Raw genomic sequence first — 25,711 nt, forward strand, 5'->3', positions numbered from 1 at the left:
GCCACCCGATGAGCGTCGACACTCGGTCCGGCGACACCGTCGACTCGACCGCCGCGCGGCCGGTGGCGTCCGGCGTGATCGCGATGCTGGCGCTCCTTGCCGCCGTCGCGCCCCTGTCCATCGACATGTATCTGCCGGCATTCCCCCGCATGGCCGAGGAGTTCGGTGTCAGCGCCACGGCGATCCAGCTGACCCTCACGACGTTTCTCGTCGGTCTCGCGATCGGCAACCTGGTGATCGGGCCGCTGTCCGACCGCTTCGGTCGACGCCCTTTGCTCCTCGTGGGCACTTTCGTGTCCATCATCGCGACCATCCTGTGCGCGTGGTCTCCGACCGTCGAGTGGCTCACCGTGTTCCGGTTCTTCCAGGGCTTCACCGGCGCCGCCGGCGTCGTTCTCTCCCGCGCCGTCATCAGTGACCGTGCACGCGGCGCGGCGGCCGCCAAACTGTTCAGCCTCCTCGTGCTCGTCAACGGAGTCGCTCCCGTCATCGCCCCGCTGCTCGGCGGTGCGGTCATCGGTCTGACAGGGTGGCGCGGCGTCTTCTGGGTGCTCGCCGGTGTGTCCGTCCTGATGTTCGTGGGTGTGCTCGCACTCCTGCCGGAGAGTCATCCCGCCGAGCTCCGCAGCACGGGCGGACTCTCCGCCATGATCGCGGACGCACGGGAGGTGATGTCCAACAAGCGATTCCTGGGCTATGCGGGCGCGTTCGCCTTCGGCTTCGGCGTCATGTTCGCCTACATCTCCGCATCGCCCTTCGTGCTGCAGGAGGTGCACGGGCTCTCGACGACGTGGTACTCCATCGCCTTCACGGCCAACGCACTCGGCATCGTCGTCACCAGTGGTGCCAACGCCAAGCTCGTCGACCGCGTCCGTCCGGAAGCGCTGTTGCGCATCGGTCTCGTCTCGATGGTCGCGTTCTCGGCGCTGCTCGTCGTCGACGCGGTGGTCGGGCCCTACCTGTGGGCGACCCTGGTACTGCTGTGGTTCGCCGTCGCCAGCCTGGGTCTGGTGATCGCCAACGCGACGACTCTCGCACTGGGAGAGGCGCGCCGGGCCGCGGGCACGGGATCGGCCGTCATGGGCGCGGCCCAGTTCGGCCTCGCCGCGGTCATCTCGCCGCTGGTGGGACTCGGCGGCGAAGGCACCGCGGTGCCGATGGCCGTCACCATGCTGGTCAGCGCGATCATCGGCCTCGGCGGGGTGGTGTTCGGAACCCGTTCCCCCACAGAGCAGTCGGTCACCGAGGCACACTGAGGACGAAGGCGGTGCCGTCGTACACGACGTCGCCGCCGTGGGCCCGTGCAAAGGTTCGGGCGATGGTGAGGCCGAGTCCCGATCCGTCCGAGGTGCGAGCACTGTCCAGCCGCACCATCCGGTCGAAGATCCGCTCGCGATCCTGAGCGCCGATGCCCGGTCCTTCGTCGGACACCCGGATCGTCGCGGTGGCACCGGTGTCGCGCACGTCGACGGTGACGACGCCGTCCGGCGGTCCGTGGCGCAGCGCGTTGTCGGTGAGGTTGGCCAGGATTCGAGCGAGTCGTGCGGCATCGACCGGCGCGACCACGCTCTCGCCGGTCACCACGACGGTCGAGTCCGGTGCGAGCAGCCGCGCCCGGTCGGCGTCGGCACGGGCCAGAGCGAGAAGGTCGTGGTCATGCCGATCCAACTCCACGTCGTCGTCGGTGCGCGCCGACATCAGCAGATCGTCGATCAGCCGGGATGCGCGGCGTGATTCACGAATCATCGACGCCAGCAGTCGTTCCCGCACGTCGCGCTCGGTGTCGACGCCGCCCCGCAGCAGTGTCTCGGCGGCGGCGGAGATCCCGGCGACCGGCGTTCTCAGATCGTGAGCAGCATCGTCGACGAACTGCCGTGTGCGATCGGCGGTGGCACGCTCGCGCGCCTCGGCTCCTTCGAGCTCGTCGAGCATCTCGTCGAATGCCGTTGCGGTCTCACCCAGCTCGGTGTCCGACCGGGTGGGAGCGAGTCGATCACCGCGATTACCCCGGGTGATCGAGCGGGCCAGTGCCGTCATGCTGCGCAACGGTCGGAGCGATGCTCCGACGACCACCGCCATGAGCAGTGCCGCCACCGCCGACGCGACGAGCACCAACGGAATCAGCACCACGAGCAGCTGCCGCTGCACCGCGTCGATCGAGGACGTGTCGACGGCGACCGTGAGAACCGATCCGTCGGTCAGGGTCGTCGTCGAGACCCGCGTCGGCCTCGTCTCCTCCGGGCCCGGTGGGGGTCCCGGCGGGGGACCGTTTCCCGGCGTCGTCGGGGGGCGTAGTGCGGGCGGCGGTGTCGTCGCTCGGAGCGCGAGGTCGCCGACGATACGGCCGTCCGTCGTCACCAGTTGCGCCGCCACGTTCTCTCCCTGTGTGGCGGAGACGATCTCGGTGGGATCGGCACCGTTGTCCAGCAGTTGCTGCGCGGTGGCGGTGCGGCCGGCGAGGCTGTCTCCCGCCGAGGCCTCGAGCTGGCGTTGCAGCAACACCGTCGTCGCCACGACGATGCCGACGAGCAGGACGAGCACCACCGACATCACCGACACCAGCAATCGCAGGCGCAGAGATCCGGTGCGGAGACCGCGACGGGGTGGGGTCGTCATGTTGTCGGACTCACGGTGTCGGCGGCCAACACGTAGCCGATGCCGCGCCGAGTGTGGAGGATGCGCGGGCCGAACTCCTCGAGCTTGCGACGCAGCGCGCTGATGTGGACCTCGACGAGGTTCTCGTCGTATGCGTCGTACCCCCACACCTGCGTCAGGATCTGGGTCTTGGACACCGTTCGCCCGCGCTGAGCGGCGAGGTAGGACAACAGCTTCCACTCCGTGGCCGTCAGGTTGAGGGCGTTGCCGCCCCGACTGGCGTCACCCGATTCGGTGTCCACCGACACGTCTCCGCACTCGATCGAGGTGGCGACCGCGCCGTGTCGACGGAGCACCGCGGTGACGCGGGCGAGGAGCTCCGCCATCGCGAACGGTTTCACCAGATAGTCGTCTGCGCCGGCGGTGAGCCCGGTGACGCGGTCGGACACCGAGTCGCGCGCCGTGAGCATCAGCACCGCCGCGTCGCTGCTGCGGCGCGCGACCCGCAGGAGCTCGAGTCCGTCCCGGCCGGGAAGCATGATGTCCAGGACCACGAGGTGGGGTCGATGGTTCGCGAGCGCGGCCTCGAACGCGGAACCGTCCGCGTCGGACCGGACGTCGGCACCCAGGTCCGCGATCGCGGTGGACACGGACAGCCGCAACGTCTCGTTGTCCTCGATCACGAGGATTCTCGGGGTCGCTGCGGGTCGCCGTTCGGTCACGACACCACTATGCGGGTCCCGAGCTGAAGACTTGCTGAAGACGAGGCCGTGATCGCCGCGACTTCAGGCAGGCTTCAGGTCCACGATCGAGTGTCGACCTCACGAACGGCGCCGCCCGGTGCCGACGAGAGATGAGGACGACAATGTCGACAAGAGTCATGCGTGTCAGGACAGGCCGACTGATCGCCGGAGCAGTGCTCGCCGGTGGGCTGCTGCTCGGAGCGGTGGGAACCGCGTCCGCCGACGGCCCGGGCGAGGCGCCCCCGGTCTCCGAGAGCGCGGCGCCCGACGCCTCGGCGCCCGCACCCGACGCTGCGGCACCCGACGCCGGTGCGACGTGCGCGACGCCTCCGGCCCCGCCCGAGGGTGCACCGACTCCGCCCGAGGGTGCGCCAACCCCGCTTGAGGGTGCTCCGACTCCGCCCGAGGGTGCACCGACCCCGCCTGCTGCGGGTGGGGATGCTCCGACTCCTCCCGAGGGCGCCCCGACCCCGCCTGAGGGTGCACCGGCTGCCCCCGAGGGCGCGCCGGCTCCGCCTGCGCCCGGTTGCGGTCCTGACGGTGGCCCGGCGGGCCCCGGCCATGGTGGTCCGGCCGGTCACGGGCCTGCAGGTAAGGATCCGGGCGCAGCGCCGGGCGCTCCGGCGCCCGAGGGTGCTCCCGCACCGGCCGAGTGCGAGGCCCCCACACCCTGATCGTCTCGCGTGGTGTCGGCACGCGTTGCCGGCACCACGCGCACGGGTTCCAGCGCCGTACACCCCGTACAGCCGGCCGGAGTGGGTGTGCACCTGCAGGAAGGGGTGCACATCGCCCGGTGCCCAACCCGTTCGCCCGAATCGTGGACTTCTGCCACCGCTCTGCGGGGGTGACCGTCCACGATCACCGCCGTCCTTCGACCCGCACGGGTTCCAGCGCCGTACACCCCGTCCAACCGGCCGCAGTAAGTGTTCGCCTGCAGTAAGGGGTGCACATCGCCCGGTGCCCAACCCACCAGCCCGAATCGTGGCCCCCCTCTCGGGGCTGCGCGTCCGCGATCAGCGCCGCACCCGACCCGCACAGGCCCCAGCGTCGTGCACCCCGTTCAGCCGGCCGCAGTGGATGTTCACCTGCAGTAAGGGGTGTGCATCGCCTACCGCATAGCCCACAGCGCCCACCCCCCGACCGACAGCACCCCGCCCAGCCAACCGTGAGCCATCGAACAGTACGTACTCTCACTATCAGCGTACGATGGAACCGTGACCACCACCGACCCCCTCGCGCTCGACCGTCAGGTGTGTTTCGCCCTGGCCGTCACCAACCGCGCGGTGCTCTCGGTCTACCGGCCGATTCTCGAACCGCTCGGACTGACGCACCCGCAGTACCTCGTCATGCTCGCCCTCTGGGAGCGGGCACCGATGTCGGCGGGGGAGATCGCGTCGGCTCTGCAACTCGAACCCGCCTCGCTGACGCCGCTGCTCAAGCGGCTCGACGCCGACGGTCTGCTGACCCGGCGCCGGAGCGACACCGACGAGCGCAGGCTGGTGATCGACCTGACCGACGAGGGGCGACAGTTGCGAGGTTCGGCGGAGTCCATACCGGGCACCGTCATCGAATCTCTGGGTGTCGACGTGAGCGAGCTCGAACAACTTCACGCGGTGCTCACCCGGATCAATACCGCGGCCATCGCGGCCGGTGCACTGTCGACCGAGCGGAGGAGCACACGATGAGCAGGACTCGCCCGGGGCCGCTGCAGTGGATCGGTTATTCGTTCGGCCGCACGTTGCCCCTGTCCATGCAGGCCTGGGTGCGTGAGGACCTGATCGGTGATCGTGCGGTTCCGCGTCATCTGCTGCGCAGCATGGTGCCGTTTCTCCCCATCTTCGCGGCGTTCCTGCTGTTCCCCGGTGAGTTGTGGCTGCGCGGCGCGATGATCCTGCTGGCGGTACTGCTCGCGCTGTTCTACGCCGCCGCGTACATGGAACCCAACCGTCGCCGTCGTCTCAAAGCGCACGGGTTGTCGCCGGACCTGCAGAACCCGAAGAAGGTCGCGCGGGACGAGGCGGAACGCCGCGCCTACGAGCGCTGGCACCCCAACCGCTGACACCCGCTGTGGCCCTGCGGGCCGTCGCCGACGAGAGTGGGTGCCGTGCGACTGTGGCCGACCGGACTGCGCGACGGCAGTGACCCCGATCCGAGATTCACGCTCGCGAACGAGCGGACGTTCCTGGCGTGGATCAGGACGTCACTCGGCCTCGTGGCCACGGCCGCGGCACTCGAGGCGTTCGGTGGGGATCTGCTGCCTCCGTGGCTGAGAACCACCCTCGTGCTGGGGCTGCTCACTCTCGCGGCGGTTCTGGCCGTCGGGTCGTTCGTGCGCTGGATCCGTATCGAGACGGCCATGCGCCGGCGGGCGTCACTGCCTCTCCCCGCTGCGGCGGCGCTGCTCGCGGGGGGTCTGGTGATCGCCGTGGTGGCGTTCGCGGTGGGGCTGTACCTGTGACGGAGGCACCGGGCCTGCAGGCCGAGCGCACCACGCTCGCTCGGGTGCGGACCGCACTGACCATGGCGGTCACGGCCCTGATCGTCGCGCGTGCGGTGCGAGATCATCCACCGCTGGTGGCACTCGCAGTGCTGTGTGCCGTGCTCCCCGTGACGACCGTCGCCTTCTCGACGAGGGCCCATTCCCGACTCGTCGACGGGATGAACCGGGACGTGCTTCCCGGTGCCGCAGGCCGGCTCGTCGTCCTGCCCGTCGTCGTCGTCCTGCTGGCAGTGGTCACCGCGCTGGGTCTGTGAGAGCAGGTCGTCGGATGACTCGACGACGCGGACGGGGGTACTCCCCGCCGGTGACGAGACGATCGAGATGCTGACCGCCGCCCTGTACGGCATCGGCACGGCGCTTCCCCTGGTGATCGGTGCGGCGATCGGGCTGCGGTGGACACTGCCGAAACGGGTGTTGGCCGGTCTCATGGCCTTCGGTGCCGGGACGATGATCGCCGCCGTGTCGTCGGAACTGTTCGAGCCGGCGTTCCGTCAGGCCGGCATCCTCGTCGCGGGCGCGGCGCTGTTCCTGGGCGCGGGTGTGTACGTCGTGGCCAGCCATCTGATCGAGAACAAGCTCGGGCCCGCAGCGATCGGGTGGGCACTGATGCTCGGCACGATCCTCGACGGAGTCCCGGAGAACACCGCGCTGGGTGTCTCCCTGACGTCCGGTGGCGGGCTGGTGCTGCTGGTGGCGGTCGCGGTGGGCAACGTTCCGGAGGCTGTCGGTGGTGCATCGTTGATGCGGGACCGACGCGACTTCTCCGCGGCTCGGGCGATGACCCTGTGGACGGCCACGGCGGTCGTGCTCGTGGTGGTCACCGTACTGGGCCACCAGTTGTCCGACGCCGTCCCGGAGGTCGGCATCTCGACGGTCCAGGCGTTCGCGGGCGGTGCCACTCTCGCCGTGCTCGCGGACTCCCTGATGCCCGAGGCCTACAAGGACGGCGGATGGTGGGTGGGCATGTCCACCGCGCTCGGCTTTCTCGTGGCGTTCGCACTCGGCGGGTAGCTGTGACCGGGATCACTCTGCATGGACGTGCGTTTTCCGCGCCGGGCCTCGACTCACCTTTCAGAACGCGATGGTCACCCGCCGTCGCTCCGAACGAAAGGTTTCATCATGGGAATCGTCGACAAGGCAAAGAACGCAGCAGAAGACGCCATCGGCAAGGCCAAGGAAGTTGTCGGTGACGCCACCAACAACAAGGACCTCGAGGCCGAGGGCAAGAAGGACCAGGGTTCGGCCGGCGTGAAGAAGGTCGGCGAGAACGTCAAGGACACCTTCAAGTAAGACTGCACCACTCCACACCCGGGCGGCGCCGGACCCTCAGCGGGTCCATCGCCGCCCGTGGTGTGTCCGGACACTGTCGGGTTCGACGCACACCTCGCTCGAACCGACCGAACGGACATGTTTCTTCCGCGGGTCCGCGGACCATCACTCCTTCGAGCATCCGCTCACTCGATCGCCGGCCAGGACCGGCGACATCGCGAAAGGCACCACCATGACCGACACCACCACCCACGCACACACCGGACGTCGCCGTGCCGGAGGCTTCGTCTCGAAGCTGTCTCTCCTGATCGCGCTGCTCCTCACGATCGCTCTGGTGATCTTCATCCTGCAGAACACCGTGCACACGACCATCAACTTCATCGGGTGGAACTTCGATCTGGCACAGGGTGTCGCACTCCTCGGTGCCGCCGTCGTCGGTGCCGTCATCGCCTGGACCATCTCGGGCGCGGTCCGGGTCCGACGCGCCGTCAAGTAGCGCGTCACCGCGGCGATCGGACACCCTCTCGTAGGAGTTGTTCGATCGCCGCAGCGGGCATCGGGCGCGCCAGATGGAAGCCCTGTGCGAGGCGACCGCCGCATGCGCGATACGCCTCGGCCTGCTCGGCGGTCTCGATGCCTTCACCCACCACGTCCACTCCGAATGCAGTGCCCAACAACACGATCGCGGCCACGATGGCGTGTGGTCTCGCACCGGGTAGCGCGTTGACGTACGACCCGTCGATTTTGAGACAGTCGAAGATCGGATAACGGTCCAGATACGCGATGCTGCTGTGGCCGGTTCCCAGATCGTCGAGTGCGAACGACACCCCCATCGCGTGCAGCGCCTCGAGAGTGGTGGCCACGCGGGCGTTCTCCTTCACCCACACGGTCTCGGTGATCTCCAACCCGAGACGCGTCGTCGGCAGGCCGGTCGCGTCGAGAGTGCGTCGGACCGACTGCACGAAGTCCGGATCGTTGAGCTGGTGGGCGCTCACGTTCACGCGTACCGAGACGTCCTCGGGCCAGCGCACCGCATCCGTGCACGCGGTCTGCAGTGCCCACAGGCCGAGGTGTCCGACCACGCCGGTGCGCTCCGCCACCGCGACGAACTCACGAGGCGAGACGCTGCCGAGTGTCGGATGATCCCAGAGAGCCAAGGCCTCGGCGGCGACGACGGCGCCCGTCACGAGGTCGACGATCGGCTGGTAGACGAGCCGCAGTTCGCCGTCCACGAGAGATCGTCGGAGGTCTGCGGCGAGTCGGAACACGCGATCGGCCTCGTAGCGATCGCGCACGTCGTACACGTCCGTGGTCCCGGGAGCCGTGCCCTTGGCGCGGTACATGGCCAGATCCGCGCGGCGCACCATCTCCTGCGCGGAGGGCACATCGTCACCGGCCACGGCGAATCCGATGCTCGCACTGAACGGGATGGGCTGATCGCTCTGCGGATCGACGGTGGCCAGCGCTGTCGAGATGCGCACCGCCCGGCTCCGCGCGTCGGCCTCGTCCACCATGTGGTCGCACACGACGAGAAATTCGTCGCCGCCCAGCCTCGCCACCGTGTCGCCGACCGCCACCGTGCGCTCGAGCTTGCGCGCCAAGGTGATCAGCGCCGCGTCTCCACTCACGTGTCCGAGGCTGTCGTTGACGGTCTTGAAGTCGTCCAGGTCGGCCAGCAGGACCGCGACGGTGGTCTCGCTGTCCGCGGCGCGAGCCACGGCCTCGTCGATACGTCGGTACGCGAGCGCTCGATTGGCCAGACCGGTGAGCGGATCGTGGAGTGATCGGTACCGCAGTTCGTTCTCGAGCTCGATACGCCGGATCGCCGCGACCAGGATGTCCGTGGCCGTCCGCAGGAACGTCACGTCCCGATCCGTGTACTCCCGCGGAGCCGCACTGTGCACGGCCAGCACCCCGGGCCGAGGCGTGGAGTCGAACGGGACGCAGACGGTGCTGAGCAGTCCGCGCGAGCGCATCGTCGTGGTGTCGAATCGCGATTCGGTCCGCGCGTCGGAACAGATGACCACCGTGCCGGAGGAGAGGGCGAGGCCCGGAGCCGAGCGGGTACCGGTTCCGAACACCTCGGGCCGCTCGCTCACCCCGCTGTAGGCGACGACGCGCAACGCGGTGCGGGTGTCGTCGAGGCGTGCGATCGACGCGCAGTCCGTACCCATCAACGACGAGGCGGCGCTGGTCGTCGCGTCCAGAATGGTCGTCAGATCACCGTCGACCGCGAGCCGCCCCAACAGGCCGACAGCACTCTGCTCGCGAGCCCGGTGGGCGGCCGATTCCAGGACGTCGGTGAGGGCGCTCTCGTGACTGGTTCGCAACCGTCGATCACGCATGATCGACGCGATCACCGGCTCGTCGCGCTCACCCGCGGGAACCAGGAACGTCGAGATGGAGACCGGTACGGGTTCTCCGGTGTCGAGCCGCCGGAGTTCGCCGACACCCTGCCAGTGGCCGGTGGTGTGCAGCGATCGTTCCACGTCGGGCGCAGCGAGCAGACCGACGTCGGAGAAGAAGTTCGCCGTGGTCAGGCGGAGCACGGCGTCGAGTGACGGTGCTCCGACGAGCGCGAGGCCCGCCGGGTTCAGGTGGAGGACGCGGCCGTCCAGTGCGGACAGGGACACCAGCTCGGGCGCGTTCTCGAACACACCCGTCAGAAGGGCGGGGTCCAGGCCGTCGAGCGCCACGAACGACCTCCGAAATGGGAAACGACCGGCGTCTCCGGCCCGATTCACTCGGGTATCCAGAGAACGCCGGTCGAAACCACTCGTTCGTCAGATCAGTGCTGCCGTCACCGGCAGCGCGTCGTCACTCCCCGCGCGGAGGGAGCTTCGCCTCGACGCCGCCACCGTTGTGCTCGGGGCCCGAGTCGGGGTGACCCGCCGGCACGCGGTTGCGGAAACGAGCCGCCTCGCTGGGCTTCGACGAGGAACCCCCGACGCGCTCGCCGCGGTACGGTCCGGGCTTCGGGGCCATCTTGCCGCCGGGGAAGGCGAGCCGAATGATGGTGCGCTGCACCGATCCCCACTGCTTCATCAACGGGCCCGAGTTGTACGGAAGCTGGTAGCGCTCGCAGATGTCCTTGATCTTCGGCGCGACTTCCTTGTACCGGGTGCTGGGCATGTCCGGGTACAGGTGGTGCTCGACCTGGTAGCTGAGGTTGCCACTCATCAAGTGGAACAGCGACGAGCCCTCGATGTTGGCCGCTCCGACGAGCTGGCGGACGTACCAGCCGCCGCGGGTCTCGTTCTCGGTCTCTTCCTTGCTGAACGTGTATGCCTGGTCCGGGAAGTGACCGCAGAAGATGATGCCGTGCGACCACAGGTTGCGGATGATGTTGGCGACGAAGTCCGCCGTCACCGTGGCAACGAAGGTGCGTTCGATGCCGGCACCGTGCTTGTCCAGAACCTTGGCCACGGAGTTGGTCGCCTTCGACGAGCTCAGCGAGCGCAACCGCGCACTCAGCTTCGACTTGCCGGCGCCCGAGACGCGTCCACCCGAGACGACCTGTACCGCGCCGTAGGCGAGAGCGCTGACCGCGGGCCAGCCGATGTAGTCCTTGACGATCTGACGGCGCGCCTTGGTCCCGATGCCGCGCAGATCGGTGAGCAGGTCCTTCATGGGCTTCTCGCCCTTGCGGATGGCCTCGATGTCGAGGTCGTGGAGCGCGACGCCCCACTCGAAGAAAGCCATCAGCAGCAGGTTGTAGAACGGCTGCGCGAGGTAGACGGGCGACCACGGCTGGTTCGGGTCGATCCGCATGATCTCGTAGCCGAGATCCTTGTCCTTGCCGCGGATGTTGGTGTACGTGTGGTGCACGTAGTTGTGCGAGTGCTTCCAGGCCTCGGCGGTGGACGCGGTGTCCCAGTCCCACACCGACGAGTGGATGTCCGGATCGTTCATCCAGTCCCACTGGCCGTGCATGACGTTGTGGCCGATCTCCATGTTCTCGAGAATCTTGGCCACACCCAGGCAGGCCGTTCCGGCCACCCAGGCGGTGCGGCTCTTGGAGCCGAAGAGGATCACGCGCCCCGCGACAGCGAGTTGGCGCTGCGCCGCGATGACCGTGGTGATGTAGTTGCGATCGCGCTCACCGAGGTCGGCGTAGACCTCGTCGTGAATGGCGTCGAATTCCTTGGCAAGCTGTTCGATGGTCTCTTCGCTGAGATGTGCGAGCGGACTCTCGATGGACACTTCGGTCTTTTTCCCGGTGTCGATGCTCATGACGAACCCTCCCTGTTACTGCATGTGAATCGGTCTCGTCAGAGATCGATTTCGATATCTCCCTCGGCGGTGTTCACGCAGATGCGTACCGCCTGCCCCGTAGGCTCGGAGACTTCCCCATTACGTAGATCTCTCAAACGTCCCTTCTTCAGGGTTCCGGTGCAGGTGTGGCAGATGCCGATCCTGCAACCGAACTTGAGATCCAGCCCCGCTTCCTCCCCGGCCGCGAGAATGGGTGTGCCTCCGTCGCATTCGACGTCGGTGTCGCTACGGATGAAGCGGACAGTGCCGCCCTCTCCTTCTTCGTCACCGCCACCGATGACGGGTTGGAAACTTTCGTAGTGGAATTTCTCCGGGTCACCCTCGGATTTCCAGTAGTCGCGCAGATCGTCCAACAGGTCGCCGGGACCGGAGCAGAATGCCTCGCGCTCACGCCAGTCGGGGCACAACTCGTCCAGATCGGTGGCTTTCATTCGACCTCGCTCCTCGGTCACCCGAAGGTCGAGACGCAGCGACGAGTGCTTGCGATCGAGGCGCTCGAGGGTCTCGGAGAACATCGTCTGGTCGCGACTGTGCACGGAGTGGATGACCACGACGTCGTGCATGGCGTCGAGGTGGTCGAGTTCGCGCAACATGCTCATGATCGGTGTGATGCCACTGCCCGCGCTGATGTAGAGCAGTTTGGCGGGCACGGGATCGGGGAGGGTGAAGACTCCCTCGATCTCGCTCAGTCGCACGATGTCGCCCGGCTTGATCCCTTGCACCAGGAACGGGGACACCGTGCCCTCGGGAACCAGCTTGGGGCTGACGGAGATCAGGCCGTGGTCGCCGTGCGGGTCGGAGGTGATCGAGTAGGCGCGCCAGTGATAGCGGCCGTCGATGACCACGCCCAGTCGGAGGTACTGGCCGGGCTGGTGCCCACCCCAGTCGTACCCGGGCCTGATGAACACCGACACCGCGTCGGTGCCTTCCCTCTCGACCCGGTCGACCTTCCCGCGGAGCTCCTGGGTGGTCCACAACGGATTGATCATCTCGAAGTAGTCGTCCGGCCTCAGCGGGTTCGACAGATGTTTGAATGCCTTGAGCATGGTTCGGCGGAGTACCGAAACCTGGGGTCGTGCGCCGCGTTCTGCCACAGGTCACACGCTATCGCCACGGCGCGGATCCGCGTCCGTAAACGGACGATTGTGGACAGAAACGAGTCCGTTTCGCTTCCGTCGTCGCGGTGGACGAAGATTCGTGTCCGAGGTTTGGATGCGAGCGTCCTGGTAGCCGCCCGACGGGCGGCGGACGTGCGACGACGAGGGGTGAACTGTGCCGATCGTGGACAACGCCGTGTACGTGCACGGGGCGCGTACCGACGAGCCGGAGAGTCTGGATCGCACGTACGAGCTCCTGCGGGCGTGCGGCGGCATGGCGTGGATCGGGCTGTACCGTCCCGACAAGACCGAGATCGACTCGGTGGCAACAGAATTCGGGCTGCACCGGTTGGCGGTCGAGGATGCCGTCCAAGCGCACCAGCGGCCCAAGCTCGAACGCTACGGCGATCAGCTGTTCGTCGTCCTGCACCCCGCGCGCTACATCGACGAGACCGAGAAGGTGGAGTTCGGCGAGCTCCACGTGTTCTGCGGTCCCGATTTCGTCGTCACCATCCGCCATGCCGAGTCACCCGACCTGGGCGTGGTCCGTAAACGGCTCGAGGGTGCGCCGAAGTTGCTCGAACTGGGAACCGAGGCCGTGCTGTACGCGATCCTCGACCAGGTGGTCGACGAGTACGAACCGGTCGTCGCCGGTCTGGAGAACGACATCGACGAGATCGACGACCAGCTGTTCACCGGCGACCCGGACGTCTCCCGCCGCATCTACGAGCTCTCCCGCGAGGTGATCGAGTTCCAGCGCGCGACCCACCCGCTGGTGTCGATGATCGAGGCCCTCGGCCGCGGCTCGGAGAAGTACAACGTGGACATCGAGCTGCGGCGCAACCTGCGCGACGTGCTCGACCACGCGATCCGCATCACCGAGCGCGTCGACTCGTTCCGCGCCAACCTGCAGAACGCCCTGTCGGTGCACACCACCCTGGTGGGTCAGCGGCAGAACGACGAGATGCGTGCGATGACCCAGGTGAGTCTGGAACAGAACGAGCAGGTCAAGCGGATCTCGTCCTGGGGCGCCATCCTCTTCGCGCCGACTCTCATCGCCGGCATCTACGGCATGAACTTCGAGCACATGCCGGAGCTGAGCTGGACGTTCGGCTATCCGGCGGCTGTCAGCGCGATGCTGGCCGCGTCGTGCGTGCTGTACATCGTGTTCCGGAGACAGAAGTGGCTCTAGCCCCGTGCGGCTCAGCGCAGCCGGCCCGGCGCCAGGTCCTCCGCGGTGACGCCCCGGTCGGTCACATCGGCCGGTAGCGGCTCGCCGCGGACCAGCGCCGCACCGACGCGCGCCAGTGCCGCGCACGTCTGGATGCCGTACCCACCCTGACCCGCGCACCAGAAGAAGCCCTCCACGCTCGGGTCGAACCCCACCACCGGTGTGCGATCGGCGACGAAAGAGCGCAGACCGGCCCACGACGACCGGACACGGCGGCTCGTCACCACGGTCGCCTCCGTGATCTCGTCCAGGGCGCGGGCGATCTCGAGATCGTCGGGCTTCGCGTCACCGGGCGGGCACGGTGTCTCGTCGGCAGGGGAACAGAGCAGACGGACACCCTCCGGCTTGATGTAGAACGACTCGTCCATGTCGCTGATCAGCGGGTGGTGGGTGTCGGCGATCTCGGGCGGCGCGTCCATCACGGCGATGGTGCGTCGTCGCGGCTGCAGGCCGATCCTCGGTACGCCTGCGAGGTCGGCCAGGTCGTCCGCCCAGGCACCCGCCGCGTTCACCACCACCGTGGCGACGAGAGTGTCGCCGGTCGAGAGATCGACCCGCCACTGCTCGCCGACGCGGTCGATCGCGACGACCCGCGCCCCGGTACGAACGGTGCATCCGCGGCGGCGTGCTCCGCGCAGGAAGCCCTGGTGCAGCGCGTCGACGTCCATGTCGAGTGCGCCCGGTTCGACGATGGCCGCCTCGACTGCCGCAGGCCGCAGGAGGGGCGCCCGGTCCACCGCCTCGGCGGTCTCGAGCAGGCGGGCATCAGGAGACAGTGTCCGCAGAGTCGTGAACATCTCCGCGAGAGCGTCGCCCCGACCCGGACGTGCGAACTGCACGAAGGGGCGCGGAGTCATGACCGTTCCGCGCACCATGTCCGGCGGGTCCACGAGGAAGGCCCTGCTCGCCGTCGTCAGGCCACGGATGACGTGGTTGCCGTAGGTCTCGAGGAACATCGCAGCCGAACGCCCGGTCGAGTGCATCGCCAGGGTCGACTCCGCTTCGAGGAGACACACGGTTCGATCGGACGAGAGTTCCCAGGCGAGCGAGGCACCCGCGATACCGCCGCCGATCACCAGTACGTCGAGCGCTCGAGAGGCGACATCGGTGGTCATGGCGGTCGAGGGTAGGCGGCCCGTGTGGAAATCGGGCGCCAGGGGTACCCCGTCCCGCGCGCAACCGTGCGCGCACTCGAACATCGGGAGCCGTCATGAACACAGCTGTCTGGATCGTCATCGCGGTCGTGGTGGTGTTGCTGCTCGTCGCCGTCGGCGTCGCACTGTCGAAGAAGGCGAAGCAGAAGCGCGTCGAGCAGGCCGGTGAGATCCGGGAGCGGGCCGCCGAGCGCAGCGCGGAGGTGGAGCGGTCGGAGGCGCTCGCGCAGAAGTCCGAGGCCGACGCCCGTCGTGCGCAGGCCGAGGCGGACGCCGCGGCAGCGGAGGCCCGCATCGCGCAGCAGCGCGCGCAGGAGCACCAGGGCACTGCCGCCACCGGGCGTGACGAACTGGACCGTGAGTGGGAGCGGGCGAACAAGCTGGACCCGACCGTCCACGACGACGGCACCCCGCGTCGACAGGACGCGAACGCGGCACAGCAGAACCAGAATCCCGCAGACCGGAACGTCACGGACCGGAACGTCACGGACCGCACCACCGGTCTCGGACACGCCGATGCGCCTGTCGTCGGCCCGCACGACACTCCGGGACGCCACGAGCGCTGACGTCAGTCGCCGGGGCGCACTGCCTCGGTGACCCGCTCCGCTGCCACGGCTGGATCCTCGTGCTCCCAGATACGCACGACGGTCCAGCCGGCCTCGTCCAGTCGACGATCCGTGTCGCGGTCCCGAGCGACGTTGGCAGCCAACTTGTCCGCCCACCACTGGGCGTTGTTGCGCGGGTGGGTGGCGTGCTCCGGGCAGCTGTGCCAGAAGCATCCGTCGACGTACACCGCGACTCGGCGACGCGGGAACACCACGTCGGCCCGTCGTCGCATGCCCTTCAGTGGGGCCTTGTCGACGAAGTACCGCAGTCCCGCTCGGTGCAGTTCCTTCCGCAGGGCCACCTCGGGCTTGGTGTCACGCCGCTTCTGTTTCTTGAACCGGGCACTGGTCGCGGCGTCCGTCGGCGGCGTCGCCCGAGCGTCGGGCGTCATTCGTCGTCGTCGATCTCGGACCAGCTGGGGGCGAACCTGTTGCGCCGCTCCACTTCCGAGTGCACCACCTCGACGAACTCCTCGAACGAGAGTGTGGTGCGGTCCGACGGACGGCCGTTGCGCGGCGGCGCCTCGTCGACGTCGAAGAAGCGCACCTCACCCCGGTACGGGCCGTCCGGCTCGTAGAGACCGATGAACACCTTCTCGAACAGGTCGTAGCGCGTGTCCTCGGCCCCGAGGTCGACCCACGCACGGCCTGGCATGCCGACGACGGGGCGCTTGCCGCGGCCCGACCGCTTGGACAGCGTCGTGACGTGATGCGCGAACGAACTCTTGCCGATGTCGCTGCTCTTCGCGGGATCGCCGTCCTCGCACGTCGACCAGGGCTCGAACATCACGGCGACGAGCACACTGTACGGCTGGCGCTGGTGCAGCACCATCGCCTCACCCCGCAGTTCGTGGTCGTTGCGCACGATGTTCTTCGTCCAGCGGCCGAGCCGACCGGACGTGGGGCTGTAGTCCTGGAAGCTGTAGGTCTTCACGGACACGCAGAGGATGAGGCCGAGCGTCGGATCGAGTGCCTTGACGTCGAGCCGCTTGCGTCCCTTCGCGACGTCCACCTGCGCTTCCTGGCCCATGCCGTGCGCGTCGGGCGTGATGGACGGATACCGAGGCCTCAACGCATCGGCGACCACCTGCGCGAGGTTGTTGGACAGGCGCTGCGCGTAGTTCTTCTTCTCCCCGCGGTCGGCATCGGGCGCGGGACGGTCGCCGGCGAAGTCGAGTGCGAACGTCAACGGGAACATCAGGCCACGCGAACGGGTTCGGGGACGACGGGATCGTCGGTCATCCTGTGCAGGTGCGACTCGACCGTGTCGAGGAACCCGGGGGCGAAGCGCAGCCGACCCGAGCGTGCGCGCTTGAGGAACCCGGCAGTGGCCCTGGCGGACAACAACTTCGACTCCTCCAGGAATCCGCTCAGATCCTCGTAGGGGTGCTGGACCGGCCAGGTGCTCGCGGGTACCCGGAACGCGCGACGGTCACGGCCCCACGCGGCCGACGGCCAGCTCTGGCCGGGTACGAGCTCGGTGTCGGACCCCTCGTCGTAGGGAGTGCGGTTGGCCAGCTGCTCACCGACCCAGGTCGCCATGCGCACGCTCACGGCGTTGCCGACCAGCTTCCACCGATGCCCTGCCCGGACACCCGGGGACCCGACGGCGGGGGCGGTCCACCCGGCGTCGAAACCCTGCAGCCGCTCGGCGTCCGAGATGCCCGGGGTGACCAGCTCGCCGGACGGGAGCCGGACGGCCGGGGGACTGGCGATACCGAGAGTCGATCCGCCCTTGAGCGTCGGCACCGCGTTGATCGCCCAGCCCAGGCCGCGCACCCCCTCGGTCCAGTAGAAGCCGCACGGAAGGACGTCGGCGTCGCCGGCCTCGGGGATGCCCGCGTCGGGTCCGAAGAGCACCTCACGCGGGTCGTCCGTACGTGAGGCGAGCATGACGACGCGCTGACGCCGCTGGGGCAGGCCGAACGAGCGAGCGTCGACGACGCGATACGCCCACATGTAACCGAGATCCTCGAGCGCGTGCGTGATGTGCCGCATCGCCGCGCCGCGGCCGAGCTGCAACATGAAGGGCACGTTCTCGATCAGCAGCCACCGGGGACCACGCTTGCGTGCGACGAGTCGGAAGACCTCGTCGACCAGACCCGACCGCGCGCCCGTGATCCCCGCCGTGCGACCGGCCTGCGAGAGGTCCTGGCACGGGAAACCGGCTGCGACCAGCTCTGTTCCGGCGGGGAGCGCCCGCAGCGTCGCGACGTCGGTGTGCAGCGGCACGTCGGGGAAGCGCGAGCGCAGCACCGCCCCCGCGCCGGCGTCGATCTCGCAGAGCTGAGTTGTGGACCACCCGCTGCGCGCCAGGCCCAGCTCCAGACCGCCGATGCCGGCGAACAGGCCGACCATGGCACCCTGTCTGGACACGCGTACCCCCGCTCACCGTCGTGTGCGACGGCGGCTCCGGGTACCGACGTCGATCTCGAGTGAGGCTACTCGAGAACACCGACACGGAGTCCGACCGAGAGGGCGACACCGCTGTGAGCAGCGCCCGCAGACGGGGGCGTGGTGCGCCGACTCACGCCCACTGTCGACGAAAACCCTGCTCGTGACCGTTTCATCTCGCGAGAACGGGGCACTCGGACGTTGACGGGGACGCGGATTCACAGGCAATTCGCCCGGCTCCGGTACTTGTCGTGCTCGTGTGATCTACCGTGAACGCGTGACCACACCCACCGCCGATTCCCTGTCGTCCGCCGACGTGACGGGCTCGTCGTGGCCGGCCATCCTGACGTGGCGCGCGCACAGCGCCCCGCGTATGGAGTCGGTGCGCGTCCAGCTCAACGGCAAGCGGATCAAGGCCGCCGGCCGGATCATCGGCGGCGAGTGCGACGAACACCCGGCGTTCTCCGCGTCGTACGACCTGGTCACGGACGAATCGGGAGTGACCAAGCGGTTGTCCGTGCGCGCGGCCGTCGCGTCGGGGGAGAAGCAGGTCTCCATTAGTCGCGACTCCGAGGGCTACTGGCTCGTCGACGACGGGTCACCGACCCGCAGCTCGTTCGGCGGTGCACTCGACGTCGAGCTCGTGTGGAGCCCCTTCTTCAACACGCTCGCCATCCGTCGTCTCGGCCTGCAGACGAACCCGGCCGATCACCAGGTGCCCGTCGTGTACGTCGGTCTGCCGGTCCTCACCGCCCGCGCGGAGACACTGTCCTACAGCCGCGGGCCGCACGAGTTCGAGGTGGTCTCGCCCGTCGGGACGTCGGCCGTGAGCGTCGACTCGGACGGGTTCGTCGCCGACTACCGGGGACTCGCCGAGCGCATCTGACGGGTCGGACCGTCACGCCCGCCGGGGCAGCCGCTGCACCACACCGCCGCGGCGACCGGCGTCGACGAGGTCGCCCTGCCAGGACGGCGAGCCGACGACGACGTCGGTGATCTCCCACCACTGCAACTGCTCGTCGTAGCGCGACCGCGCCGCATGGCCCGCGGACACCAGTGTCTCGGTCGAGGCGTCGGCGACGAGAGCGTCCCTGGCGCTGTGCAACGCGGCGAGCGCCTCGTCGAGCGCGTCGACCAGGGCGGGCGCGTTGGCATCACACATCGCGCTGACCAGGGCTGGAGCTGTTCCTGCCACACGGGTGCCGTCGCGGAACGAGCCGGCTGCCAGCCGCAACGTGAGCTCCCCGCCCTGCGCGCCCACCGCGGCGAGTGCTTCCGCCAGCAGATGCGGGAGATGGGACACGCGGGCGACGGCGCGATCGTGGTCGTCGGCTCGGGCCGGGACGACGACGGATCCGGAGGACAGTGCGAGATCGGCGACCGCGAGCCAGGCGTCGGGGTCGGTGTCGTCGTCCACGGTGACGACCCAGACCGCGTTGCGGAAGAGATCGACGTCGGCCGCGAGCCACCCCGAGGCGGATGTGCCGGCCATGGGATGTCCGCCGACGAACCGAGCGCCGAGTCCGGCACGTGCGACCGCGGCCGCCATCTCCGCCTTCACACTGACGACGTCCGTGAGCACGCAGTGCGGCGCGTGCGCGGCCACCGATTCCAGGACGGTGTCGACCGCCGGCATGGGCACCGCAACGACGACGAGAGCGTCCTCCTCGGCGGCGCGCTGGAGGGCGGAGGCGATGTCCGCCGTGACGTCGTACCCGTCGGCGCGAGCGGCATCCACGGCACCGGTCGATCGGTTCCAACCCCATGCCGGGCGACCCGAGTCGACCACGGCGCGCAGTAACGAGCCCCCGATGAGGCCGAGGCCCAGGACGCAGACGGGACGGTCGGGTGTGTTCACCGGGGGAAGATTTCCACATCGGCACCGTCCGCCGGGTGCACGACACCGAAATCTCCCGCTGTTTCCCCTGAACAGGGAGGTCTGCACGCCGGGGCGACGGTGTGGGACTACGGTTGCGCGCATGGCTGCACAGCGCGGAGGCAGTACCTCGTCCCAGGGTCGAGGTGACAACCGCTCCGACGACTACGACGATCTCGAGGGGTTCGCCATCGCGGTCGTCCGCGAGGAGGGCACGTGGACGTGCCGGCCGTTGTCCGCGGACGCCCTGACGAGTCTCAGTGCCGCCGAGACCGAGCTTCGCGAACTCCGCAGTGCCGGTGCGGTGTTCGGGCTCCTCGATGTCGACGACGAGTTCTTCGTCGTGCTGCGTCCGGCACCGTCGGGCACGCGGGTCCTGCTGTCGGACGCCACCGCGGCGATCGACTACGACATCGCGGCCGACGTCCTGGACCGACTGAACGTCGATGTGCCCGATCTGGATCCGGACGAGCTCGACGACGTCGAGCCGTGGGACGAGGGCGATCTGGATCTGCTGAGCGACATGGGTCTTCCCGAGCCGGTCCTCGGCGTCATCCTGGCCGAGTCCGACCTCTACCCCGACGAGCAGCTCGGCATGATTGCCGCGCGACTGGGATTCGCCGCGGAGTTCGCCGCGGTGCTCGACAAGCTGCCCCGCTGACCGTGGTGCCTCTCCACCTGCGTGACGTCTGGATGCGTCGCGCCCTGGAGGTCGCCCGCACCACGCCGGCGGGCGACGTTCCCGTGGGTGCCGTCGTCGTGAACGCCGACGGTGACGAGATCGCGTCCGCGGTCAACGAACGCGAACGCCGCGGGGACCCGACCGCCCACGCCGAGGTGCTCGCGCTCCGCGCCGCCGCCGAACGGCACGGGGACGGCTGGAGACTCACCGGCTGCACTCTCGTCGTCACGCTGGAGCCCTGCACGATGTGTGCGGGCGCGGCGGTGCTCTCGCGAGTCGACGGACTGCTGTTCGGGGCCTGGGAACCGAAGACGGGCGCCGTCGGCTCGCTGTGGGACGTGGTGCGGGATCGGCGTCTGACGCATCGACCGGAGGTGGTCGGCGGCGTCCTCGAGAGCGACGCGGCCGGTCTGGTTCGGGACTTCTTTCGAACCGCGAACGACGTTTGACGCGATCCGTCGACGGGGTATTACTGCCCGGTAGAACACCAGACGCAGCGTTGCGTCGCCCGCCTCGCCGAAACGGAGGGGTGGACGTCATGTTCTTCCGCTTCGAAGGAGCACCACATGGGACTCGACGACAAGATCGGCAACAAGGCAGAAGACCTCAAGGGCAAGGGCAAGGAAGCCGCGGGCGACGCCACCGGCGACCAGGACCTGAAGGCCGAGGGCCAGGGCGATCAGACCTCCGCCGCTGTCAAGGACGGCGTGGAGAAGGTCAAGGACGCCGCGTCCAACATCAAGGACAAGCTCACCGGCCACTGAGGTACCCCGAGCGTGACTCCTGACGTCGCGATTTCGGATCCGCGCCACCCATCCGGTAACGTATCCGCCGGTGGCGTGTCCGAGCGGCCTAAGGAGCACGCCTCGAAAGCGTGTGACGGGTAACCCCCGTCCGAGGGTTCAAATCCCTCCGCCACCGCCATGAGCCCCCCACCTGCCTCGGCAGCTGGGGGGCTTTGTCGTTCACCAACTTCGGGTACACCGACGAGATGAGAAACATGAACGCGATGGAGAACCGCACCCTGGGACGCACCGGCCGGCAGGTGTCGTGCGTCGGACTCGGCACCTGGCAGTTGGGAGCCGACTGGGGCGACGTGTCCGAGGAGGACGCCGTGGCGGTGCTCGACGCCGCCGTGGACAGCGGCATCACCTTCTTCGACACGGCCGATGTGTACGGCGACGGGCGCAGTGAGCGGGTGATCGGCGGATTCCTGGCCGATCGCGGCCTGCGGGACACCGTCACCGTGGCGACCAAGATGGGTCGACGCGTCGACCAGGTGCCGGAGAACTACACGCTCGCGAACTTCCGCACGTGGGTGGACCGGTCGCGCGGCAACCTCGGTGTCGACACCCTGGAACTGGTGCAGCTGCACTGCCCGCCCTCTGCCGTGTACGGCGACGACCAGGTGTTCGATGCCCTCGACACCCTCGTCGAGGAGCAGGCGATCGCGCACTACGGCGTCAGCGTGGAGACGGTCGCGGAGGCGCTCGAGGCGATCCGCCGACCGAACGTGGCCACCGTGCAGATCATCGTCAACGCCTTCCGGCTCAAGCCCGTCGACGAGGTGCTGTCCGTCGCCGCCGATGCCGGAGTCGGCATCATCGCGCGGGTGCCGCTGGCCTCGGGCCTGCTCTCGGGGAAGTACGACGAGTCGACGACGTTCCCCGAGAACGATCACCGCAACTTCAACCGCAACGGTGAGGCCTTCGACGTCGGCGAGACGTTCTCGGGCGTTCCGTTCGACACGGGCCTTGCGGCGGCTCGTGACTTCTCCGCCCTGGTCGCGGACGCGGCTCCGGAGGGTACGACGCCCGCCGCCGCCGCCATCGCCTGGTTGTGGCAGCACCCGCAGATCTCGACGGTCATCCCGGGAGCCCGCAACGTGGACCAGGCTCGTGCCAATGCCGAGGCGGGGCGCGTCGCGCTTCTCGGCGCCGAGTTCGATGCCGGCGTGCAGAGCATCTACGACCGCTACCTCCGGGACGTCGTTCACTCGACGTGGTGACGGACGCTTTCACAGGGGATTCCCAGGCCGCAGCGGTGGCCGCACGTTGAAGCGACAACTAAAGTTCGTCCCATGAAGAAGAAATGGTGGATCACCGGAGCCGTGGTCGTCGTCCTGGCGATCGTGGCGCTCGTCGTCGGACCGCGCATCTACTCGTCGATCGAGAGCAGCGATCCGGCGGCGTCGGTGTCCACCTCCGGTGCCGAGGCGGCGACGGGCGATCTGGACGGTGAGTGGACCGTCACGCCCGGTGACGCAGCGAACCCGACGTCGGCCGGGTACACCGTCGCCGAGGTGCTCAACGGCACCGACGTCACAGTCGTCGGCACCACGCCGGACGTCTCGGGAAGCGCCACGATCGCGAACGAGGAGCTCACCGCCGGTGAGATCGTGGTGCGCACCGAGACCATCACCACCGACAGCGATCGGCGCGACAACCAGTTCCGCGGCAACATCTTCGATGTCGCGAACAACCCCACCGCCACGTTCACGGTGACGTCGCCGGTGGACCTGTCCACCGTGCCCACCGACGGCACCACGGCGACCGTCACCCTCGACGGCACGCTGACCCTCAAGGGCCAGACGCGCGACGTGAGCGTCGAGACGCAGGTGCTCCGGTCGGGCGAGACCATCGTCGCCTCGGGCAACATTCCCGCGACATGGACCGACTACGGCATCGAGCCGCCGTCGCTGGGCTTCGTGACCGTGGATCCGACCGGCTCCGTCGATTTCCTGGTGACGCTCGGGAAGGCCTGAGCCGTAGCGTCCGCGGGAGTCCATCCGGGTAGGCCGGAGGCCGGTCGTCGTGTCAGGGCGGTCCGACGATGTAACCGAGTTTCTGTCGAAGAGTCGCCGCCGTCCGCACGTCCCGTGCGATGGCGGCGTACTCGTGTGTCTGGAGCTTCAGGATGTCGAACGTCTGCACCGGAGTCGTCAGCCCGTAGTGCGGTCGGAACGTCTCGTCGGCGTAGGTCCCGAACAGGCGGTCCCACACGATGAGGATGCCGGCGTAGTTCTTGTCCAGGTACTCCTTGTCGCGGCCGTGATGCACGCGGTGGTGCGACGGCGTGTTGAAGACGAACTCGAACCAGTGCGGCATCCGGTCGATGCGCTCGGTGTGCACCCAGAACTGGTAGACCAGGTTGATCGCGAACCCGGTGAACACCATCCAGGGCGGGACGCCGAGCAGGGGCAGCGGAAGCCACATCAGGATCTCGCCGCTGTTGTTCCACTTCTGCCGTAGTGCGGTGCTGAAATTGAAGTACTCGCTCGAGTGGTGCGCCTGATGCGTGGCCCACACGATGCGCGTGCGGTGCGCGATGCGGTGATACCAGTAGAAGAGGACGTCGACGCCGAGCAGCAGGATCACCCACGTGTACCACTGGTCCGAGGGCAGCTGCCACGGTGCGACATACGCGAAGATCAGCGAATAGCCCAGCAGCGCCAGGGTTTTCCATGCGGTGGTGGTGGCGATGGACACCAGCCCCATCGCGATGCTGGCCCGGGCGTCGGCGCGGAGGTAGCTTCCACGGGTCGGTCGGCCGGGTTCGTCCTCGGTCTCGTCGCTATGGCTTTCGAGGACGATCGCTGCGGTCCACTCGAGCGCGAGCAGAACGAGGAATGCCGGCACCGCGAGGGCGACCGGGTCGCGGAGCGCGGTCGGCAGACTGTTCCAGAGATCGGCGATCACCCGCCGCAGTCTACGTGACCGCGGTCACACCGAGCTCAGGCGCGGTACTCGCGTACCAGCGGGCAGTCGAAGGGGTTGCGCTTCGACAGTCCCACCTGGTTGAGGTAGCGGACGACGATGCCGTAGGACTTCACGAGCGACGTCTCGGTGTACGTGACCCCGTGCTTGGCGCAGTGCTCGCGCACCATGGGCCGCACCTTCTTGAGGTTCGGCCGCGGCATGCTGGGGAACAGGTGATGCTCGATCTGGTAGTTGAGGCCGCCCATCATGAAGTCGGTGACGGGGCCGCCGTCGACGTTGCGTGACATGAGGACCTGGCGGCGAAGGAAGTCGATCTTCGCGTTGGCCGGAACCAGCGGCATCCCCTTGTGGTTGGGCGCGAACGAGCCGCCCAGCAGAACGCCGAAGACGGCGAAGTGCACGAGGATGAAGCCGACCGCGAGCCCCGCCGGCATCGCGAGGAACGGCAGTGCGAACCCGATGGTGAGCCGCAGCGCGATGAGCGACAGCTCCAGCTTGCGGTGCTTGATCTCCTTGGAGCCGATCAGCGTGCGCACGCTGGCGACGTGGAGTGCGGCGCCTTCGAGGGTGAGCAGCGGGAAGAAGAGCCAGCCCTGGCGGCGGGTGAACGCGCCGTAGAAGCCGGTGCGCTGCGCGACGTACTCGGGGACGAAGGCGATGGGCCCGTTCCCGATGTCGGGATCCTTGCCGATCTGGTTCGGCGCGTTGTGGTGCTTGCTGTGCTTGCCCTGCCACCAGTGCAGCGAGAGTCCTGCGAAGGTGCCGGACAGGATGCGGGCCGTCCACTCGTTCCACTTCGCCGAGTCGAACATCTGGCGGTGGGCGCCGTCGTGACCGAGGAAGCCGAACTGCGTGCTCACGACGGCGAGGGCGACGGCGAGCGCGAGCTGCCACCACGAATCGCCCAGGAGGAACGCACCGACCCAGACGGCGACGAAGGCCGCCACGGTGCCGATGATGCGGGACCAGTAGAAACCGCGGCGGCGGGACATCAGCCCCGAGGCGCGCACGGCGACGGACAGCTCGGTGTACGAACTGACGAATCGATCTCTGGGGCGTTCGGCGGTGACGGACACTGGTGCCTCTGTTCTGTGGACGGTCTGGCCACGGTGGCTGTCGGTCGTTCTGGCAGTCGATGCAGTGGTGAGAACCGCGGAGAGGGCGGGAAGTGCTCAGGTCACGCCTCTGTCACAAGTGTGACACAGGCAGGGCACGGCGTCGACAGTCCGAGAGTGTCGGTCGTCTTCTCTCAGTGCATCCACAGACGACGGTCGACGTGGCCGGGCGTGGTAGTACCGCGCCAGGTCGGCGCCGTGGCGTAGTGTTCGGATCACGAGCACGCCGCGGTTCTCACCGGCGCCTCGTTCTCCCCCTCGTGACGGACGACTCGTTCTCCTCACCACCGAACTACTGATGAAGGGGTTTCCATGGAACCCGAACTGATCTTTCTCGCACCCGTCACCGCCGACGCGGAGCCCGTCGAGGCTCCCGCTACGTCCGCTGCCAGGGACGTCGTCAACGCGGCGCCGCCCGTCTACACCCAGCTGTTCTCCGAGAAGAACTGACTCCTC

Annotated in this window: 30 protein-coding genes and 1 tRNA gene; 19 read left to right on the forward strand and 12 right to left on the reverse strand. The window is 68.3% G+C overall.

From position 1 onward, the window contains the following. The first annotated feature begins 8 nt into the window (after window positions 1-8). Entirely contained in the window at window positions 9-1,256 is a 1,248-nt protein-coding gene (locus HQ308_RS19105; protein ID WP_222647525.1) for a multidrug effflux MFS transporter, read from the forward strand. Here the strand turns inward: HQ308_RS19105 and HQ308_RS19110 are convergent. Together HQ308_RS19110 and HQ308_RS23020 are read right to left on the reverse strand one after the other, a co-directional pair. Next, window positions 1,240-2,616 carry an ATP-binding protein gene (locus tag HQ308_RS19110; RefSeq protein WP_222647526.1) on the reverse strand — a complete coding sequence of 459 codons (1,377 nt, stop codon included), beginning with the start codon at window positions 2,614-2,616 and terminating at the stop codon, window positions 1,240-1,242. The genes HQ308_RS19105 and HQ308_RS19110 overlap by 17 nt on opposite strands. Next, window positions 2,613-3,317 (reverse strand): response regulator transcription factor, encoded by a 705-nt coding sequence (locus HQ308_RS23020; protein ID WP_308115826.1) that lies wholly within the window; start codon window positions 3,315-3,317, stop codon window positions 2,613-2,615. The genes HQ308_RS19110 and HQ308_RS23020 overlap by 4 nt, the downstream gene beginning before the upstream one ends. Window positions 3,318-3,475: 158 nt before the next feature. On the opposite strand from HQ308_RS23020, the gene HQ308_RS19120 reads away from it, so the two are divergent. The 8 genes from HQ308_RS19120 to HQ308_RS19155 all read left to right on the forward strand — a co-directional run bounded on the left by HQ308_RS19120 (window position 3,476) and on the right by HQ308_RS19155 (window position 7,603). Further along, complete coding sequence (locus HQ308_RS19120; protein WP_222647527.1) at window positions 3,476-4,012, forward strand: hypothetical protein; 537 nt, start codon at window positions 3,476-3,478, stop codon at window positions 4,010-4,012. Window positions 4,013-4,552: 540 nt separating this feature from the next. Next, window positions 4,553-5,023, forward strand: coding sequence for a MarR family winged helix-turn-helix transcriptional regulator (locus HQ308_RS19125; RefSeq protein ID WP_027506593.1), 471 nt, complete (start codon window positions 4,553-4,555; stop codon window positions 5,021-5,023). Further along, window positions 5,020-5,397 carry a DUF5313 family protein gene (locus tag HQ308_RS19130; protein ID WP_204869587.1) on the forward strand — a complete coding sequence of 126 codons (378 nt, stop codon included), beginning with the start codon at window positions 5,020-5,022 and terminating at the stop codon, window positions 5,395-5,397. Before HQ308_RS19125 ends, HQ308_RS19130 begins: the two co-directional genes overlap by 4 nt. A 45-nt stretch (window positions 5,398-5,442) precedes the next feature. Further along, window positions 5,443-5,796 (forward strand): YidH family protein, encoded by a 354-nt coding sequence (locus HQ308_RS19135; RefSeq protein ID WP_231476430.1) that lies wholly within the window; start codon window positions 5,443-5,445, stop codon window positions 5,794-5,796. After that, window positions 5,793-6,092: a DUF202 domain-containing protein gene (locus tag HQ308_RS19140; protein ID WP_222647528.1), complete on the forward strand. Its 300-nt coding sequence runs from the start codon at window positions 5,793-5,795 to the stop codon at window positions 6,090-6,092. The genes HQ308_RS19135 and HQ308_RS19140 overlap by 4 nt, the downstream gene beginning before the upstream one ends. A 67-nt stretch (window positions 6,093-6,159) precedes the next feature. Continuing rightward, window positions 6,160-6,849 carry a ZIP family metal transporter gene (locus HQ308_RS19145; RefSeq protein ID WP_222647529.1) on the forward strand — a complete coding sequence of 230 codons (690 nt, stop codon included), beginning with the start codon at window positions 6,160-6,162 and terminating at the stop codon, window positions 6,847-6,849. A 108-nt stretch (window positions 6,850-6,957) separates the two neighbouring features. Continuing rightward, window positions 6,958-7,128, forward strand: a complete 171-nt coding sequence (locus HQ308_RS19150) for a CsbD family protein (RefSeq protein WP_027506598.1) — start codon at window positions 6,958-6,960, stop codon at window positions 7,126-7,128. Window positions 7,129-7,339: 211 nt separating this feature from the next. Continuing rightward, window positions 7,340-7,603 carry a lipopolysaccharide assembly protein LapA domain-containing protein gene (locus tag HQ308_RS19155; RefSeq protein WP_056443214.1) on the forward strand — a complete coding sequence of 88 codons (264 nt, stop codon included), beginning with the start codon at window positions 7,340-7,342 and terminating at the stop codon, window positions 7,601-7,603. A gap of 4 nt (window positions 7,604-7,607) precedes the next feature. Here the strand turns inward: HQ308_RS19155 and HQ308_RS19160 are convergent, their stop codons facing one another. The 3 genes from HQ308_RS19160 to HQ308_RS19170 form a co-directional block, all read right to left on the reverse strand. Further along, the gene (locus HQ308_RS19160) at window positions 7,608-9,803 is read right to left on the reverse strand and encodes an EAL domain-containing protein (protein WP_222647530.1); all 2,196 of its coding nucleotides are present in this window, start codon (window positions 9,801-9,803) and stop codon (window positions 7,608-7,610) included. A 121-nt stretch (window positions 9,804-9,924) separates the two neighbouring features. Next, complete coding sequence (locus tag HQ308_RS19165) at window positions 9,925-11,340, reverse strand: acyl-CoA desaturase (protein WP_222647531.1); 1,416 nt, start codon at window positions 11,338-11,340, stop codon at window positions 9,925-9,927. Window positions 11,341-11,378: 38 nt separating this feature from the next. After that, complete coding sequence (locus HQ308_RS19170) at window positions 11,379-12,476, reverse strand: ferredoxin reductase (RefSeq protein WP_082544393.1); 1,098 nt, start codon at window positions 12,474-12,476, stop codon at window positions 11,379-11,381. 178 nt (window positions 12,477-12,654) lie between these two features. On the opposite strand from HQ308_RS19170, the gene corA reads away from it, so the two are divergent. Continuing rightward, window positions 12,655-13,671 carry a magnesium/cobalt transporter CorA gene (corA, locus tag HQ308_RS19175; RefSeq protein WP_056443220.1) on the forward strand — a complete coding sequence of 339 codons (1,017 nt, stop codon included), beginning with the start codon at window positions 12,655-12,657 and terminating at the stop codon, window positions 13,669-13,671. An 11-nt stretch (window positions 13,672-13,682) separates the two neighbouring features. Here corA and HQ308_RS19180 read toward each other — a convergent pair whose 3' ends face one another. Next, the gene (locus tag HQ308_RS19180; RefSeq protein WP_222647532.1) at window positions 13,683-14,825 is read right to left on the reverse strand and encodes an FAD-binding oxidoreductase; all 1,143 of its coding nucleotides are present in this window, start codon (window positions 14,823-14,825) and stop codon (window positions 13,683-13,685) included. A 95-nt stretch (window positions 14,826-14,920) separates the two neighbouring features. Here HQ308_RS19180 and HQ308_RS19185 point away from each other — a divergent pair, with 95 nt between their 5' ends. Beyond that, window positions 14,921-15,430: a hypothetical protein gene (locus HQ308_RS19185; RefSeq protein WP_051613553.1), complete on the forward strand. Its 510-nt coding sequence runs from the start codon at window positions 14,921-14,923 to the stop codon at window positions 15,428-15,430. Window positions 15,431-15,432: 2 nt separating this feature from the next. Here HQ308_RS19185 and HQ308_RS19190 read toward each other — a convergent pair whose 3' ends face one another. The 3 genes from HQ308_RS19190 to HQ308_RS19200 are packed head-to-tail and all read right to left on the reverse strand — an operon-like array spanning window position 15,433 to window position 17,827. Then, the gene (locus HQ308_RS19190) at window positions 15,433-15,861 is read right to left on the reverse strand and encodes a very short patch repair endonuclease (protein WP_027506605.1); all 429 of its coding nucleotides are present in this window, start codon (window positions 15,859-15,861) and stop codon (window positions 15,433-15,435) included. Further along, window positions 15,858-16,667: a hypothetical protein gene (locus HQ308_RS19195; protein ID WP_222647533.1), complete on the reverse strand. Its 810-nt coding sequence runs from the start codon at window positions 16,665-16,667 to the stop codon at window positions 15,858-15,860. The genes HQ308_RS19190 and HQ308_RS19195 overlap by 4 nt, the downstream gene beginning before the upstream one ends. After that, the gene (locus HQ308_RS19200) at window positions 16,667-17,827 is read right to left on the reverse strand and encodes a DNA (cytosine-5-)-methyltransferase (protein ID WP_222647548.1); all 1,161 of its coding nucleotides are present in this window, start codon (window positions 17,825-17,827) and stop codon (window positions 16,667-16,669) included. The genes HQ308_RS19195 and HQ308_RS19200 overlap by 1 nt, the downstream gene beginning before the upstream one ends. Before the next feature lie 313 nt (window positions 17,828-18,140). On the opposite strand from HQ308_RS19200, the gene HQ308_RS19205 reads away from it, so the two are divergent. Next, on the forward strand, window positions 18,141-18,749 hold the full coding sequence (locus HQ308_RS19205; RefSeq protein ID WP_269320107.1) for a putative glycolipid-binding domain-containing protein: 609 nt from the start codon (window positions 18,141-18,143) through the stop codon (window positions 18,747-18,749). A 12-nt stretch (window positions 18,750-18,761) separates the two neighbouring features. Here HQ308_RS19205 and HQ308_RS19210 read toward each other — a convergent pair whose 3' ends face one another. After that, a complete protein-coding gene (locus HQ308_RS19210; RefSeq protein WP_307096718.1) occupies window positions 18,762-19,721 on the reverse strand; it encodes a prephenate dehydrogenase in 960 nt (319 codons plus the stop codon). 121 nt (window positions 19,722-19,842) lie between these two features. On the opposite strand from HQ308_RS19210, the gene HQ308_RS19215 reads away from it, so the two are divergent. The 6 genes from HQ308_RS19215 to HQ308_RS19240 all read left to right on the forward strand — a co-directional run bounded on the left by HQ308_RS19215 (window position 19,843) and on the right by HQ308_RS19240 (window position 23,185). Further along, complete coding sequence (locus tag HQ308_RS19215; RefSeq protein WP_027506608.1) at window positions 19,843-20,400, forward strand: tRNA adenosine deaminase-associated protein; 558 nt, start codon at window positions 19,843-19,845, stop codon at window positions 20,398-20,400. Window positions 20,401-20,432: 32 nt separating this feature from the next. Next, window positions 20,433-20,870 (forward strand): nucleoside deaminase, encoded by a 438-nt coding sequence (locus HQ308_RS19220; protein ID WP_027506609.1) that lies wholly within the window; start codon window positions 20,433-20,435, stop codon window positions 20,868-20,870. 117 nt (window positions 20,871-20,987) lie between these two features. After that, complete coding sequence (locus HQ308_RS19225) at window positions 20,988-21,185, forward strand: CsbD family protein (protein WP_027506610.1); 198 nt, start codon at window positions 20,988-20,990, stop codon at window positions 21,183-21,185. A gap of 69 nt (window positions 21,186-21,254) precedes the next feature. Next, window positions 21,255-21,345: transfer RNA gene (locus tag HQ308_RS19230), tRNA-Ser, on the forward strand. A gap of 67 nt (window positions 21,346-21,412) precedes the next feature. Next, complete coding sequence (locus HQ308_RS19235; protein ID WP_235579009.1) at window positions 21,413-22,429, forward strand: aldo/keto reductase; 1,017 nt, start codon at window positions 21,413-21,415, stop codon at window positions 22,427-22,429. A gap of 72 nt (window positions 22,430-22,501) precedes the next feature. After that, a complete protein-coding gene (locus tag HQ308_RS19240; RefSeq protein ID WP_222647534.1) occupies window positions 22,502-23,185 on the forward strand; it encodes a YceI family protein in 684 nt (227 codons plus the stop codon). Between the two features lie 52 nt (window positions 23,186-23,237). On the opposite strand, the gene HQ308_RS19245 is transcribed toward HQ308_RS19240, so the two are convergent. Continuing rightward, complete coding sequence (locus tag HQ308_RS19245) at window positions 23,238-24,119, reverse strand: sterol desaturase family protein (protein ID WP_222647535.1); 882 nt, start codon at window positions 24,117-24,119, stop codon at window positions 23,238-23,240. A gap of 35 nt (window positions 24,120-24,154) precedes the next feature. Beyond that, complete coding sequence (locus HQ308_RS19250) at window positions 24,155-25,216, reverse strand: acyl-CoA desaturase (protein WP_027506613.1); 1,062 nt, start codon at window positions 25,214-25,216, stop codon at window positions 24,155-24,157. Between the two features lie 351 nt (window positions 25,217-25,567). On the opposite strand from HQ308_RS19250, the gene HQ308_RS19255 reads away from it, so the two are divergent. Continuing rightward, window positions 25,568-25,705, forward strand: coding sequence for a hypothetical protein (locus tag HQ308_RS19255; RefSeq protein ID WP_155957101.1), 138 nt, complete (start codon window positions 25,568-25,570; stop codon window positions 25,703-25,705). The last annotated feature ends 6 nt before the right edge of the window (window positions 25,706-25,711 follow it).

Source organism: Rhodococcus sp. BP-241, from assembly GCF_019836145.1.
Classification (GTDB): Bacteria; Actinomycetota; Actinomycetes; order Mycobacteriales; family Mycobacteriaceae; genus Rhodococcoides.